General features: G+C 50.5%; 14 protein-coding genes and 2 tRNA genes. 12 read left to right on the top strand and 4 right to left on the bottom strand.

Annotated elements, in window-relative coordinates; all coding sequences use genetic code 11:
- Nucleotides 1-169: 169 nt before the first annotated feature.
- Complete coding sequence (locus tag Q3A88_RS10370) at nt 170-1,024, bottom strand: alpha/beta hydrolase (protein WP_317177852.1); 855 nt, start codon at nt 1,022-1,024, stop codon at nt 170-172.
- A 280-nt stretch (nt 1,025-1,304) separates the two neighbouring features.
- Here Q3A88_RS10370 and Q3A88_RS10365 point away from each other — a divergent pair.
- Nucleotides 1,305-1,380, top strand: a tRNA-Ala gene (locus Q3A88_RS10365).
- A gap of 47 nt (nt 1,381-1,427) precedes the next feature.
- Nucleotides 1,428-1,503 (top strand) — tRNA-Ala (locus Q3A88_RS10360).
- 191 nt (nt 1,504-1,694) lie between these two features.
- Here Q3A88_RS10360 and ung read toward each other — a convergent pair.
- The gene (ung, locus tag Q3A88_RS10355) at nt 1,695-2,381 is read right to left on the bottom strand and encodes a uracil-DNA glycosylase (RefSeq protein WP_012822888.1); all 687 of its coding nucleotides are present in this window, start codon (nt 2,379-2,381) and stop codon (nt 1,695-1,697) included.
- A 407-nt stretch (nt 2,382-2,788) separates the two neighbouring features.
- Between ung and grcA the strand changes: the two genes are divergently transcribed.
- Entirely contained in the window at nt 2,789-3,172 is a 384-nt protein-coding gene (gene grcA / locus Q3A88_RS10350) for an autonomous glycyl radical cofactor GrcA (protein WP_005973551.1), read from the top strand.
- 69 nt (nt 3,173-3,241) lie between these two features.
- On the opposite strand, the gene srmB is transcribed toward grcA, so the two are convergent.
- Nucleotides 3,242-4,567, bottom strand: coding sequence for an ATP-dependent RNA helicase SrmB (gene srmB, locus Q3A88_RS10345; protein ID WP_039284402.1), 1,326 nt, complete (start codon nt 4,565-4,567; stop codon nt 3,242-3,244).
- Between the two features lie 134 nt (nt 4,568-4,701).
- On the opposite strand from srmB, the gene trmN reads away from it, so the two are divergent.
- Complete coding sequence (gene trmN / locus Q3A88_RS10340; protein ID WP_317177851.1) at nt 4,702-5,448, top strand: tRNA(1)(Val) (adenine(37)-N(6))-methyltransferase TrmN; 747 nt, start codon at nt 4,702-4,704, stop codon at nt 5,446-5,448.
- A 57-nt stretch (nt 5,449-5,505) separates the two neighbouring features.
- On the opposite strand, the gene nadB is transcribed toward trmN, so the two are convergent.
- On the bottom strand, nt 5,506-7,107 hold the full coding sequence (gene nadB, locus Q3A88_RS10335; protein WP_014916253.1) for an L-aspartate oxidase: 1,602 nt from the start codon (nt 7,105-7,107) through the stop codon (nt 5,506-5,508).
- Nucleotides 7,108-7,483: 376 nt separating this feature from the next.
- Here nadB and rpoE point away from each other — a divergent pair, with 376 nt between their 5' ends.
- The 8 genes from rpoE to era all read left to right on the top strand — a co-directional run bounded on the left by rpoE (nt 7,484) and on the right by era (nt 15,143).
- Entirely contained in the window at nt 7,484-8,059 is a 576-nt protein-coding gene (gene rpoE / locus Q3A88_RS10330; protein ID WP_005973561.1) for an RNA polymerase sigma factor RpoE, read from the top strand.
- Between the two features lie 59 nt (nt 8,060-8,118).
- Nucleotides 8,119-8,766: an anti-sigma-E factor RseA gene (gene rseA / locus Q3A88_RS10325; protein ID WP_014916252.1), complete on the top strand. Its 648-nt coding sequence runs from the start codon at nt 8,119-8,121 to the stop codon at nt 8,764-8,766.
- Nucleotides 8,766-9,728 (top strand): sigma-E factor regulatory protein RseB, encoded by a 963-nt coding sequence (gene rseB / locus Q3A88_RS10320; RefSeq protein ID WP_039463617.1) that lies wholly within the window; start codon nt 8,766-8,768, stop codon nt 9,726-9,728. Before rseA ends, rseB begins: the two co-directional genes overlap by 1 nt.
- Nucleotides 9,725-10,177: a SoxR-reducing system protein RseC gene (gene rseC, locus Q3A88_RS10315; RefSeq protein WP_317177850.1), complete on the top strand. Its 453-nt coding sequence runs from the start codon at nt 9,725-9,727 to the stop codon at nt 10,175-10,177. The genes rseB and rseC overlap by 4 nt, the downstream gene beginning before the upstream one ends.
- A 296-nt stretch (nt 10,178-10,473) precedes the next feature.
- Nucleotides 10,474-12,273 carry a translation elongation factor 4 gene (lepA, locus tag Q3A88_RS10310; protein ID WP_039284413.1) on the top strand — a complete coding sequence of 600 codons (1,800 nt, stop codon included), beginning with the start codon at nt 10,474-10,476 and terminating at the stop codon, nt 12,271-12,273.
- A gap of 16 nt (nt 12,274-12,289) precedes the next feature.
- On the top strand, nt 12,290-13,255 hold the full coding sequence (gene lepB / locus Q3A88_RS10305; protein ID WP_014916249.1) for a signal peptidase I: 966 nt from the start codon (nt 12,290-12,292) through the stop codon (nt 13,253-13,255).
- Between the two features lie 305 nt (nt 13,256-13,560).
- A complete protein-coding gene (gene rnc, locus Q3A88_RS10300; protein ID WP_010280465.1) occupies nt 13,561-14,241 on the top strand; it encodes a ribonuclease III in 681 nt (226 codons plus the stop codon).
- On the top strand, nt 14,238-15,143 hold the full coding sequence (gene era, locus Q3A88_RS10295; protein WP_012822898.1) for a GTPase Era: 906 nt from the start codon (nt 14,238-14,240) through the stop codon (nt 15,141-15,143). Before rnc ends, era begins: the two co-directional genes overlap by 4 nt.
- Nucleotides 15,144-15,147: the final 4 nt, after the last annotated feature.

The following is a 15,147-nucleotide window of genomic DNA, read 5'->3' as shown; positions in this document are numbered from 1 at the left end:
AAGAGTCGTAACGGGATACCAGATCAAGAGCCTGTCCAATGTGCATAAAAAAATCCGGAAACGGGTGAGCATTTCCGGATTTTTACACAGCCACTGGATCGGTCAACCGATCCTTAACTGATCAGCATTACGGCCAAATGCTGGGGCTTTTTACTTATGACTTAGCGCATTATTGGCCGGCGATAGCAACCGCTTTACCGATGGCATCGGGGATCACGTCGCCGTGCCCTTTACCGAGGAACAGAATAAAGTCGGCTTTTGTGCCTTGTTCGTTGAGCTGTGCGACCAGCGCTGTTGCTCTTTCCACCATTTTTCTTTGGCTGAGACGCTCTGCGCGCTTTTCATCAACAGGTTTACCCGCCTGCGTTTTGGCTGGCTCATCTTCATTTGCCCCTGCCGTGACGGTAATGGATTGTGGCGATGTAGCGAGCAGCGGCGTTCTTGCCGGAATCACAACGCCATTTCCCCACCAGATAGACGGGCTTGCGGCAACATAACGCTGGAAAGATTCGGTGTGGTTAAAAAGCGTATAGAGCGTAAACAGACCACCGAAAGAGTGCCCGGCCAGCGTTTGTTTTTGCTTATTCACGGCGTAGTTCGCTTCAATCCAGGGTTTTACCGTGGATTGCAGGAATTGATAAAACGTCTCCGCTTCGCCGCCTGCGGCAAAATCTGGGTCGGTGAGCGTTGTCGGTGGCGTGTAGTCACGCGTTCTGGCGGGAACATCGTAAGGCTTATCGATCGGATAACCCACGGCGACAATCAGCGGTGCCGCGCCATTTTTTGCGTTATAGCTATTTACGGCAACGGGAAACTGAGCATTGCCATCCAGCATATACAGAACCGGATAACCGCCTTCAGGTGCCGGTTGGCGGGGAAGTGCGATGAAAAGCCGATAGGCATGCTGCGCATCGCTTTTCATCTCAATTTGCCTGATCTCAAATTGAGCTTTTGCTTGTTCGGTCATATCAGGAATAGTGGGCTGCGCCCGAACAGGCAACATGCCAGAGGCAGATACCATCATAGAAAATACAATCATAGGAAAATAGCGCATGTGATGGGGCTTATATAGGAGGCAGAAGCGTAACGTGAAGTGATGATAATAAATCGCGTTATCGTTAGCAGCTTTTTATTGTGCTTATGATGAGATGACATCGAAATGGCCGCCTGTTTTTTCTTACCTTTGGCGTCTTTTTCAGCGGTTAATCGGATAACCGGATTTAGCCGTTGACACTGCGAATCGGGTTTCATATTATGCGACGCGTTCGCACAGTACTTGCTTTCACGGTGATGCTGTAAGATACGGGGCTATAGCTCAGCTGGGAGAGCGCTTGCATGGCATGCAAGAGGTCAGCGGTTCGATCCCGCTTAGCTCCACCAAACACTCCCTCTGTTTGGTTGATTATCACGAACATTCCACACGTTGTGGGGCTATAGCTCAGCTGGGAGAGCGCTTGCATGGCATGCAAGAGGTCAGCGGTTCGATCCCGCTTAGCTCCACCAAATCATCGCATTACTTCTTATTTCATTCCGTTTTTTCAATTTCTCCCTATCCAATTAACGTTTTTCATTTGCTTAATACGTTTGTCAGCGATTCCCTGTAAACCATTATTTATAAACGATTTTTTGTAAATCATTCTTTGTAAACGACAGTTGGCTGCCTTCATTTTTGAAGACAACCAAACCGTTATCGCTTAAGCCTCTTCCGGGAGTCTTGGCGTCCAGTCTATTGGTGACAGCCCTTGTTGTTCCAAAAGCTGATTAGCCTGCGAAAAATGCTTACAGCCCAAGAAACCGCGGTGGGCAGATAGGGGGGAAGGGTGCGGTGATTTCAGAATATGGTGACGCTGCTGATCGATGATGTTGCCTTTTTTCTGTGCATGCGAGCCCCATAGCAGAAAGACCAGACCTTCCCGCTGCTCATTCAATGCCGCGATGACGCGGTCAGTAAACGTTTCCCAGCCCAAGTTAGCATGCGAGTGTGCCTGTCCTGCTTCAACGGTTAATACCGTGTTGAGCAGTAAAACGCCTTGCTCCGCCCAGCTTTGTAGAAAACCATGCCGTGGAATTTCAAATCCAGGGATGTCGCTCGCTAATTCTTTATAAATATTGCCCAGAGAAGGCGGAGCGGGTACGCCAGGACGTACCGAGAACGACAGTCCGTGTGCCTGATTTGGGCCGTGATAGGGATCTTGTCCCAGAATGACGACTTTGACCTGATGCAGTTCGGTAAAGCGGAACGCGTTGAAAACATCCTTCTGCGGAGGATAGATAGTTTTACCCGCTGCGCGTTCTTTCCCAACGAATTCAAGGGTGTTAATGAAGTAAGGCTGCTGCTTTTCTTGTGCCAGCACGTCATGCCAGGTGAGAGAGGTCGCCATCATGCACTCTTTTTTTACAGGTTGAATGGTGTTGCGGGTAGCTTACCGATCTATCGTGCCGAGGTAAAACCGTAACCGTTGCTGTCGAAATGAAAACGCCTTTTTTGAAAAAAAATTGAAAATTTACAAAAATATTTGTAATTCGGTGCCTTGGTAAAATTGATATAAAACAATAAATTGCCTTCGTGTGGTTAAGTGGTGGGGTTTTAAAATTGATTTAAGTCAAGGATGTCCCGTTATCAGGCTGGTATATAAGGAGGTAGATACAAACAGTTTTATACGATCGTTACGAAATCTGGCCGTTTTTAACTAAAACCGTTTTTAACTCAGTCAGTTTTAACTAAGTCAGTTTTTAACTACGTTCGTTTTTAACTAAGACAATAACACGCCGTTTTACGGAGGCAATTATGGTTACTGGTATTCAAATCACCAAGGCTAACGACAGCGCGCTGATCAATTCTTTCTGGTTGCTGGATGAAGAAAAATCACAGGCGCGTTGCGTGTGTGCTAAATCGGGTTATAGCGAAGATCAAATCGTTCCGGTGAGCGATCTGGGTCAGATCGAGTATCGTGAAATTCCGCTGGAAATCAAACCTGAAGTGCGTGTGGAAGGCGGTCAACACCTGAACGTAAACGTTCTGCGCCGTGAGACGCTGGAAGATGCCGTTAAGCATCCGGAAAACTATCCGCAGCTGACTATCCGCGTATCTGGCTACGCTGTGCGTTTCAACTCACTGACGCCAGAGCAGCAGCGCGACGTTATCGCTCGTACTTTTACCGCAAGCCTGTAAGTTGTTACTCAAGCCTTAACAAAAAGGGAGCCGAAGCTCCCTTTTTTATGTCTCTATTTTATAGAAATTTTATTCAGCAGACGGTTCGTCGGTTTTCTGCGTTGGTTGACGACGTTTACCAATATTTTTAGCATCGCGATGACGAACTTTTACCTTAACTTTTTCTTTTTCCTTCTCTTTTTTCTCTTGTCGCTTAGCCAGCACTTTTTTCGACGGTTTCCCCGTCGTTTTGGCGCTTGGCGCTTTAGTCGCCGGGCGAAGTTCTTCAATGACGCGCGGTTTTAGCGGTTCATTCAAGTAGCGACTGATTTTTCCCAGCAGCAGATGGTCGTGCGCTTCAACGAAAGAGATAGCACAGCCTTTACGACCGGCGCGGCCAGTACGGCCGATACGGTGAAGGTAAGTATCGGCTGTGCGCGGTAAGTCGAAGTTAAATACGTGGCTGACATCGTCAATATCAATACCGCGCGCGGCGATATCGGTTGCCACCAGCACGTTGACACGCCCGTCGCTCAGACGTTTGATCGCCTCATTACGTTTGGCCTGCACCATTTCGCCTTCGAGATAGCAGGAGTTAATGCCCGCTTCACGCAGCCAGGCAACCAGCTCATGCACACGCTCACGCTTGCGTACAAAGACGATAGAACGCGTCACATCCGGCTGTTTTAACTGGTGGCAGAGTAGCGCCGTTTTGTGTTTGAGATCGTCAGCGCGGTAATACCATTGCAGAATTTTTTTACGTTCCCGACGCGATGGGTCGGATTCGATTTCAACGGGTTCGTTGAGCAAGCGCTCGGCGAAATCTTTGATCGCGTCCCCTTCCAGCGTCGCAGAAAACAGCATCGTTTGCTTGCGCCAGCGGGTTTCTCCAGCGATGTGTTCAATATCCTGAGCGAAGCCCATATCCAGCATTCTGTCTGCTTCATCCAGAATCAGTGTTTCTACCGCGCGGCAATCGAAGTTTTCTTCTTTAATATATTGCAGCAGACGGCCCGTCGTCGCGACGACGATATCCTGATTTTCACTGAAGACTTCCGCGTGGTTCATGTAGGCCACGCCGCCGGTGATCGTGGCGATATCCAGGTGCGTATGCGCTGCAAACGCTCGCGCCTGATCGGCTACCTGCATGGCGAGTTCACGGGTTGGCGTGAGGATCAGAATACGAGGTGGACCCGATTTTTTACGAGGGAAATCGATAAGATGCTGCAAAACCGGCAGCAGATAGGCGGCGGTTTTACCTGTTCCTGTTGGCGCGGAGCCCAGTACGTCGCGGCCTTCCATCGCCGGAGGGATCGCCTCAGCTTGAATCACGGTCGGGCGCTCGTAGCCCATGTCGCGCAAGGCGTCTAACAGGCTTTCATCAAGATCAAGCTCGGAAAAATTGGTTACAGTCATGGTCTACCTCTATTTGGGGCGCCGATTATAGACGGATTGGCCGGTTTCTTCACCTGTTTAAGCAGACATCGGCACTTTTCCTGTACTGATGTTTCACCTATGCTACTGCGGTTTACGTTTGGAATCTTATTTTCATGAGTCATCAGGCTGATAATAAACTGACACTGCGTCGGGATGGATTTACCTTCAAGCAATTCTTTGTGGCGCACGATCGTTGTGCCATGAAGGTGGGAACCGACGGCATTTTGCTGGGTGCCTGGACGCCGGTGTCTTCAGCCACACGGATTCTGGATATTGGCAGCGGCTCCGGCCTTCTCGCGCTAATGCTGGCGCAACGTTCTGAACCGCATGTTCCGATTGATGCCGTCGAACTGGATAGCGCCGCCAGCGATCAGGCGAAAGAAAACGTTGCTGCCTCGCCATGGGCTGACAGAATCACGGTGTATGCTGAGGATATCGTCAGTTTTGCTGAGACGCGAAGCGCCACCTATTCGTTGATTATCAGTAACCCTCCATATTTCCCGCCGGGGATCGCGTGCGGGTCAGCTCAGCGCGATCAGGCTCGTTATACCACCTTGTTAACCCATGAAGCGCTGTTGCGCTGTGTTCATCAACTGCTGATGCCTGAAGGGCTTTTCTGCGTGGTGCTGCCGGTTCAGGTTGCTGAGCATTTTATTCCGCTGGCGCAGCAGCACAATTGGCACGTTCACCAGCAGCTTCACGTATCGGAGCAGGAAGATAAACCTGCGCATCGCGTTTTGCTGGCGCTGTCTCGTCAGGAAAAAGAATGTGCGAATTCCTCACTGGCCATTCGTGATGCCGAAAGATGCTACTCGACTGATTTTCAGCGGCTGACAAAAGATTTTTATCTCTTTATGTAGATGGCAGACGCCTTGTAGCGGCGTCCGCCTTTTCTGAGCGAACTATTTTTCTATGAGCTACGGCACCAGAATGGTGGGGGTTGGGGTGTCGAACTGCTCTGGGTAGTCCAGTGTGTAATGTAGCCCGCGGCTTTCTTTTCTTTCCAGCGCACAGCGGACGATGAGTTCGGCGACCTGCACCAGATTACGCAGTTCCAGTAAATTGTTGGAAATACGGAAGTGGGCGTAGTACTCATTGATTTCCTGCTGAAGCAGTTGGATGCGACGTTGTGCCCGCTCCAGTCGCTTAGTCGTCCGCACGATCCCAACGTAGTCCCACATAAACAGGCGCAGCTCGTGCCAGTTATGCTGGATCACCACTTGTTCGTCGGAGTTGTCGACCTGGCTTTCATCCCAATCCGGTAACTTTTTCACTGCTTTGATTTGCGGTAAGCGCTGCAAAATATCCTCAGCGGCTGACCAGCCGTAAACCAGACACTCAAGTAATGAGTTGGATGCCATGCGGTTTGCGCCATGCAATCCGGTGTAGCTGACTTCGCCAATCGCATACAGGCCGTCAAGATCGGTGCGACCATGCTGATCGACCAGCACGCCGCCGCACGTGTAGTGTGCTGCGGGCACGATCGGTATCGGCTCACGCGTCAGATCGATGCCAAGAGACTGTAGCTTTTCATCGATAGTGGGGAAGTGCTGTTTGATGAATGCTTCGGGCTTGTGACTGATATCCAGATACATACAGTCTGCGCCAAGCCGTTTCATCTCATGGTCAATCGCGCGGGCGACCACGTCGCGCGGTGCCAGTTCGCCTCTGGCATCGAAATCGGGCATAAAGCGTGTGCCGTCAGGACGTTTAAGGTACGCGCCTTCACCGCGCAGCGCTTCCGTTAGCAGGAAATTTCGTGCCTGCGGGTGGAACAGACAGGTCGGGTGAAACTGATTGAACTCTAGATTTGCCACACGGCAACCCGCACGCCAGGCCATGGCGATGCCATCACCAGAGGAAATATCGGGGTTCGTGGTGTATTGATACACTTTGGATGCGCCGCCGGTCGCCAGAACCACCGTTTTCGCTCGGCAGGATTCTACGCGTTCCCGTTCACGGTTCCATATATAAGCACCGACAATGCGGCGTGTGCCGGGCAGACCCAGCTTATTCGAGGTAATTAAATCGACGGCGTTGCAGCGTTCCATAATCCGAATATTCGGATGAGATAGCGCTTTCTGCACCAGCGTGTTTTCCACTTCTTTGCCCGTTGCATCCGCGGCATGCAGAATTCGACGATGGCTGTGCCCGCCTTCGCGCGTGAGATGGTAACGCTCTTCGCCGCTAGTGCTGGTTTCGGTATCGAACAGCACGCCTTGTTCGATCAGCCATTGCACGCAGTGTTTGGCATTGCTGGCGATAAACTCAACGGCTTCCCGTTCACACAGGCCATCGCCAGCGATCAGGGTATCTTCGATATGGGAGTCAATCGTGTCCGTTTCATCGAAAACGGCGGCGATACCGCCCTGAGCATAAAACGTTGCGCCTTCGTTGAGTGGGCCTTTGCTTAATACCGTCACGTTGGCTTGTGAAGCCAGACGCAGCGCCAGTGAAAGCCCGGCAGCACCGCTGCCAATGATTAAAACATCACAGACGTATTCAGTGGTCGTTTGCATGGTCGTGTCGTGGGTGCAAAAAGAAGAGGAAATCCGATGGTAGCACCCAATGGTTGATTGCTGCATTGGTTTTTAGCCCCAATTCTACGCTATAAATAAGCGAAGAGTAGGGCGTGCTGAATCGTGCGCATACCCCAGATTTATCGTATCATCCTCGGAGAAGCGTGGAGCCTCAGATGAAGACCATTTTTGATGAAGAAAATGTGTGATGATACGCATCGCAAAGACGAGTAACGGCGCTAAGCAAAAGAAAAATGATGACTCGGAACTTTATTGGATGTCTTGGTTCTAATGAGGAGCTTGCTCTAAATATGACTTATATAGCTGGCAGTACTATTTTACGTGTGGAGAACGGTTTGAGTAGAGATTACCTCGGATGAGCGAGCAACTGGCAGATCAGGTTCTGGTCGAGCGAGTCCAAAAAGGCGATCAAAAATCGTTTAACTTGTTGGTCGTTCGTTATCAGCATAAGGTAGCGAGCCTGGTATCACGGTATGTTCCCCAAGGGGACGTGCCGGACGTGGTACAGGAATCGTTTATTAAAGCCTATCGCGCGTTAGAGTCATTCCGCGGCGATAGTGCGTTCTATACGTGGCTGTATCGTATTGCAGTGAATACGGCCAAGAATTATCTGGTAGCTCAGGGACGCCGCCCGCCTTCCAGCGACATTGATGCCAATGATGCGGAAAACTATGAAAATGCGGGTGCACTGAAAGAAATATCGAACCCTGAGAATTTAATGTTGTCAGAGGAATTACGAAGCATCGTTTTCCGAACTATTGAGTCTTTACCGGAAGATTTACGTTTAGCGATTACGCTGCGTGAGTTGGACGGTTTAAGCTACGAAGAGATCGCCGTGATTATGGATTGTCCCGTCGGCACTGTTCGTTCTCGTATTTTCCGGGCGCGGGAAGCGATTGATAATAAAGTACAACCGCTTATTCAGCGCTAGCGAGCGTTTTCAGCTATCCGCATGACTAATGATGGATTTGACAAGGTAAGGGTGTCGGTATGCAGAAAGAGAAACTTTCCGCTTTAATGGATGGCGAAGCAGTTGATTCCGAACTGTTAGGCGCATTGTCACGGGATGACGCGTTGCAGCAAAGTTGGCAAAGTTATCATCTGATTCGTGATGTGATGCGTGGTGATGTGAGTGAAAACGTGATTCACCTGGACATCGCTTCTCGTGTTGCCGCTGCAATCGAAAAAGAACCTGTTCGTCTGGTTCCACAAGCGCAGCCTGAATCTCAGCCACAACCTGTCGAGTGGACGAAGATGCCTTTCTGGCACAAAATCCGCCCGTGGGGCAGCCAGCTGACGCAAGTCGGTGTGGCCGCCTGCGTCTCTTTAGCGGTGATTGTCGGCGTACAAAATTACCAGCAGGGTAATGCTGCCGAACATGTTGTGGAATCCGGCGTGTTCAGCACCTTACCCGCTATGGGCACCGCCTCTCCAGTGAGCCTGGGCGTGCCGTCAGAAAATGTTGCCCCTAACAGCGGTCAACAGAAATCCGATATGCAGCGCAATCGCCTTAACGCTATTTTGCAGGACTACGAATTACAGCGCCGGCTGCATGCTGAGCACGCTCTGCCGCAGGACGATCAGCAAGCGGCAATTCAGGTTCCCGGTACTCAATCATTAGGAACACAGCCCCGGTAATGAAGCGTGTTTGGTCCGCCGCCTGTTTTCTGATTGGCAGTCTGTTTTATTCTACTTTCGCCCCGGCTCAGAATGTTGAGCCGGGCGCGTTGCTGCAACAGATGAATGGCGCTATTCGTTCTCTGAATTACGAAATTTCCTTTATTAACATTACCCTGCAAGGGTTCGAGTCGGTACGGTATCGCCATGCTGTGGTGAATAACCGTGCCTTGGCACAGTTGCTGTTTATGGACGGGCCGCGACGCGAGATCGTGCAGCGTGGTAATGAAGTCAGCTATTTCGATCCTGGTTTTGAGCCATTTACGCTTACCAGTGACCATATCGTTGACTCTCTCCCTGCTCTGGTATTCGCTGATTTCCAGAAACTCTCGCCCTATTATGATTTTGTTCCTGCTGATGGGCGGGTGCGCATTGCCGATCGTCTGGCATCAGGCATTCGTGTCATCTCACGCGATGGCACACGCTACAGCTATACGGTGTGGATTGATGCGGACTCGAAACTTCCACTGCGTATTGATTTACAGGATCGCAATGGCGACAAACGGCTGGAGCAATTCTTAACGACATCACTGATTGTTGACGATGATGTAGTGAGCGTGATGCGTCCGCTGGAAGGTATCAAACTTCCTCCTGCGCTACCCGCGCCTGCTGCGGAAAAAGGTGATTTTACCTGGGTACCGGAATGGTTACCTGCCGGGATGAAAGAGCTGTCGCACAACAAAAAGATATTGCCAGGTTCGTCGATTCCGATTGAAACACGTCTGTATAGCGATGGTTTATTCAGCTTTTCGATTAACATTAGCCCGTCTTCTGACGTGAGCGAGGAACAATCTGTGCTCACGGGGCGACGCTCTATTCACACTGTCATGAAAGGCAATCGAGAGATTACCGTCGTCGGCGATATTCCTCCTTCTACGGCTAAACGCGTGGCTGACAGCATTATTTTGAAGGCGCAACCGTGATTAAAGAGTGGGCAACGGTAGTGTCATGGCAGGATGGCATCGCAGAGCTGCGGTGTGAGCCAAGTTCGGGCTGTGGCACCTGTAAGTCCCGCTCGTCGTGTGGAACGGGTTTATTAAGTCAGCTTGGGCTCTCTGCTGAGAACACGCTGTTCGTTCCTTACGACTGGCCTTTAGAAGTGGGACAAAAAGTGGAATTAGGCATTTCTGAGGGGCGGCTGCTGTTTTCCGCTGCTCTGGTTTATTTCGTTCCGCTGGTTGGGCTGCTGCTCGGTGCGGCGATTTGCCAAACGTTATTCGGCACCGATCTGGCTGCTGTTATTGGCGCGCTGCTAGGCGGTGGCGTGGCGTTTATCGGCGTAAAACGCTGGGCGAAGAAGTTGGGTAAGAATAAGCGTTATGAGCCCGTTATCCTGCAAATCGCACTGCCGGGCACGCTCTTACAACATTGACCTGTTTACCGGAGCGTAAACGGCGCGCGGTGCGGAAACATTGCTGACTTGTTTGTTATCTTTCGACACGATGTTTGCCACGTAATGACACTTTACTTCCTGCTTTCCTCTTGTTGTTCTGCTATTCCAAATAAAACCGTCATAATCAAGGGGAATGCACTGGACATGACTAGGTTTTCACGCCTCTCGCATGTAGAATGCTGCGATTCAGGTGGAATAACATCGCTGCTGTTTTCACCTATGCGCATGCCCATCGGCAAGAATTTCAGGAATATCAAGGTAGAAAAATTTTTATAATGAAGCATATACGAAATTTCTCCATTATTGCCCATATCGACCACGGTAAATCGACGTTATCTGACCGTATTATCCAGATTTGCGGCGGTTTAACCGAGCGTGAAATGGCGGCGCAGGTTCTGGATTCCATGGATCTGGAACGTGAACGCGGAATAACGATTAAAGCGCAAAGCGTCACGCTGGATTATAAAGCGCAGGACGGCCAAACCTACCAGTTAAACTTCATCGATACGCCTGGGCATGTTGACTTCTCTTATGAAGTTTCCCGTTCGCTCGCCGCTTGTGAAGGCGCGCTGCTTGTCGTTGACGCTGGGCAAGGTGTTGAAGCTCAAACGCTGGCTAACTGCTATACCGCGCTGGATATGAATCTGGAAGTGGTGCCAGTTCTGAATAAGATCGACCTGCCTGCTGCCGATCCGGATCGTGTTGCTCAGGAAATTGAAGACATCGTCGGTATTGATGCCACCGACGCTGTGCGCTGCTCTGCAAAAACGGGGATTGGCGTGCCGGATGTTCTGGATCGTCTGGTGCGTGATATTCCGCCACCGGAAGGCAGCCCTGATGAACCGCTGCAGGCGCTGATTATCGATTCCTGGTTTGATAACTACCTTGGCGTTGTGTCGCTGGTACGTATCAAAAACGGCACGATGCGCAAAGGCGACAAAATTAAGGTGATGAGCACGGGTCAGGTTTATAACGCCGACCGTCTTGGTATTTTTACGCCGAAGCAGATCGACCGCGATGTATTGAACTGCGGCGAAGTAGGCTGGTTGGTATGCGCCATCAAAGATATTTTGGGTGCCCCAGTAGGGGATACGCTGACTCTGGCGCGTCATCCGGCTGAAAAAGCGTTACCGGGCTTCAAGAAAGTCAAACCGCAGGTCTACGCTGGCCTGTTCCCGATTAGCTCCGACGACTATGAAGCATTCCGCGACGCGTTAGGCAAGCTGAGCCTCAATGATGCCTCCTTGTTCTATGAGCCAGAAAGCTCTACCGCGCTGGGCTTTGGTTTCCGCTGTGGCTTCCTGGGTCTGCTGCACATGGAGATCATTCAGGAACGTCTGGAGCGCGAGTACGATCTGGAGCTGATCACTACGGCACCGACGGTAGTGTATGAAGTAGAAACGACGGCTAAAGAAACCATTTATGTTGATAGCCCGTCTAAACTGCCGCCGCTGAACAATATTCAGGAACTGCGCGAACCGATTGCCGAGTGTCACATGCTGATGCCTCAGGAATATTTGGGTAACGTGATTACGCTTTGTATTGAGAAGCGTGGCGTGCAGACGAATATGGTGTACCACGGTAATCAGGTTGCGTTGACGTATGAGATCCCGATGGCCGAAGTGGTACTCGATTTCTTCGATCGCCTGAAATCAACATCTCGTGGTTATGCCTCGCTGGATTATGGCTTCAAGCGTTTCCAGGCATCAGACATGGTGCGCGTTGATGTATTAATCAACAACGAGCGTGTCGACGCATTGGCCCTGATTACTCACCGTGATAATTCACAATATCGTGGCCGTGAGTTCGTCGAAAAAATGAAAGAACTGATTCCGCGTCAGCAATTTGATATCGCGATTCAGGCCGCAATTGGTAACCACATTATTGCGCGCTCTACGGTTAAGCAATTGCGTAAAAACGTACTGGCCAAGTGTTATGGTGGCGACGTCAGCCGTAAGAAGAAACTGTTGCAGAAACAGAAAGACGGTAAGAAACGTATGAAGCAGGTCGGTAACGTCGAACTGCCGCAAGAAGCGTTTCTGGCAATTCTGCACGTCGGCAAAGACAGTAAATAAATTCTGAGGAGTTGGCATGGCCAATATGTTTGCCGTAATTCTGGCAGTGGTGACGCTGGTCACGGGGATTGTCTGGTGTTTAGAACGTTTCGTCTGGGCACCCGCTCGCCGGAAGAAATTTGCTGCGATGAGCGGCGCCGATCTGGCTGATGGTGCGGTTTCATCGAAAGCGATTCAGCAACCAGGTTGGATTGAGACGATAGCGTCCGTCTTCCCGGTCGTGGCTTTGGTATTGGTTGTGCGCTCCTTCATTTATGAGCCGTTTCAAATTCCATCGGGTTCGATGATGCCGACGCTGTTGATCGGTGATTTTATTCTGGTGGAGAAATTTGCCTACGGTATTAAAGAACCCTTCACGCAAAAAACGCTGATCGAAACCGGTCATCCGAAGCGTGGTGACGTGGTGGTATTTAAATATCCGTCCGATCCTAAAGTAGATTTCATCAAACGCGTGGTTGGCGTACCGGGCGATCGCGTGAGCTATAACCCGATAACCAAGCAGGTGACGATTCGTCCATCCTGTCAGGGGCAGCAGGCGTGTGATACCGCCTTGGCGGTCACATACAGTAACGTACAGCCTAGCGATTTTGTTCAGACCTTCAACCAGCCAGGACTGGAGTCGCGTAGCGGTTTTTATGAAGTGCCTGTCAATGACAACAGCGTGGATGGCGTCCGCATGGGCACACGTAAAGAGTCACTGGGCAATGTCACGCATAATATTCTCCTGGTGCCGGGCCAGCAGGATCAGCTTGGTGGTTATTACCAGCAATCGCAGCAGCAGCTTGCGACATGGGTTGTCCCAGCAGGGCACTACTTCATGATGGGCGATAACCGCGACAACAGTCTGGATAGCCGCTATTGGGGCTTTGTACCAGAGAGAAATCTGGTCGGTAAAGCTACTGCTATCTGGATGAGCTTTGAGAAGCAGGAAGGTGAATGGCCTACCGGCGTACGTTTGAGTCGCATCGGTGGCATTCATTAACCAAAGTAAGCATTAATCCAGATAAGCATTAACCGAAATAAGATACAGGCAGCATTCTGATGCTGTCCGTTGTAGAATATTTTCAGTAACGCTCTTTTTGAAAGAACATGCCCTAAGTAGTACGAGTTGCAGGACAACACGTTAGCGTTTTAACCACGCTAACACAGGCAACGCGAAGTATGACGGGCAGAAAGGCAGGCTCCCTTAGGGGAGCCAATGCAAACGAAACAGTTTTGACCGAATTGGTAAGCAGGGCTGTTCCGTATGCTGCTGTTTTTGACGCATCGTTGATCTATTGGTAACACATGAATCCCATCCTGATAAATCGTTTACAAAGAAAGCTGGGCTATACTTTTCAGCAGTACGAGCTTTTGTTACAGGCGCTGACGCACCGTAGTGCCAGCAGCAAACATAATGAAAGACTCGAATTCCTGGGTGACTCCATCCTGAGTTTTGTGATCGCTAATGCACTGTATCATCGTTTTCCCAAGGTTGATGAAGGGGACATGAGTCGGATGCGAGCGACGCTGGTGCGAGGAAACACGCTGGCGGAAATCGCGCGTGAATTCGAACTGGGAGAGTGCTTACGCCTCGGTCCCGGTGAATTAAAAAGCGGGGGTTTCCGTCGGGAATCGATCCTGGCTGATACAGTCGAAGCGCTGATTGGCGGCATTTTCCTCGACAGCGATATTCAGACCATCGAACGTTTGATTCTGAACTGGTATCAAACGCGTCTGGATGAAATCAGTCCCGGCGATAAGCAAAAAGATCCGAAAACGCGGTTGCAGGAATTTCTGCAAGGGCGTCACTTACCTCTGCCGACCTATCTGGTGGTGCAGGTTCGTGGGGAAGCACACGATCAGGAATTTACTATCCACTGTCAGGTGAGCGGCTTTAGTGAGTCGGTCATTGGTACAGGATCGAGCCGTCGTAAAGCCGAACAGGCTGCGGCTGAACAAGCGTTGAAAAAACTGGAGCTTGAATGAGCGAAGTACAGACACACTGCGGTTTTGTCGCGATTGTTGGTCGACCAAACGTCGGTAAATCGACGTTACTGAATCAATTACTGGGGCAGAAGATTTCTATTACGTCACGTAAGCCTCAGACAACGCGGCACCGCATCATGGGTATTCACACGGAAGGGCCTTATCAGGCTATTTATGTGGATACGCCAGGATTGCACATTGAAGAAAAACGGGCGATTAACCGCCTGATGAACCGTGCCGCCAGCAGCTCAATTGGTGACGTTGAGCTGATCATTTTCGTTGTTGAAGGTACGCACTGGAACGACGACGACGACATGGTATTGAATAAGCTGCGCGATCAGAAACTCCCTGTGCTATTGGCGATCAATAAAGTCGATAACGTCACGGATAAAACCAAGCTGCTGCCGCATATCCAGTTCCTCAGCCAACAGATGGACTTCCTTGATGTTGTTCCAATCTCGGCTGAGAAGGGGACGAATGTCGATACGATTGCCAGCATTGTGCGTAAACACTTACCGCAGGCAACCCATCACTTCCCGGAAGATTACATCACCGATCGCTCACAGCGCTTTATGGCGTCGGAAATTATCCGTGAAAAACTGATGCGCTTCCTGGGTGAAGAATTGCCGTATTCCGTAACGGTTGAAATCGAGCGTTTCGTGACGAACGAGCGCGGCGGTTATGACATCAACGGCCTGATTCTGGTTGAGCGTGAAGGCCAGAAGAAGATGGTCATTGGCAACAAAGGTGCCAAAATTAAAACCATTGGTATCGAATCTCGTCAGGATATGGAAGAGATGTTCGAAGCCAAGGTGCACCTTGAGCTGTGGGTCAAAGTGAAATCCGGTTGGGCAGATGACGAACGTGCCCTGCGCAGCCTGGGTTATAGCGAAGACTTGTAAGGTT

The sequence above is a fragment of the Pectobacterium sp. HCp5_1 genome (assembly GCF_032905925.1).
Taxonomy (GTDB): domain Bacteria; phylum Pseudomonadota; class Gammaproteobacteria; order Enterobacterales; family Enterobacteriaceae; genus Pectobacterium; species Pectobacterium brasiliense_A.
Note: the sequence above shows the minus strand (reverse complement) of the source record. Positions and strands in the feature narration are given on the sequence as shown.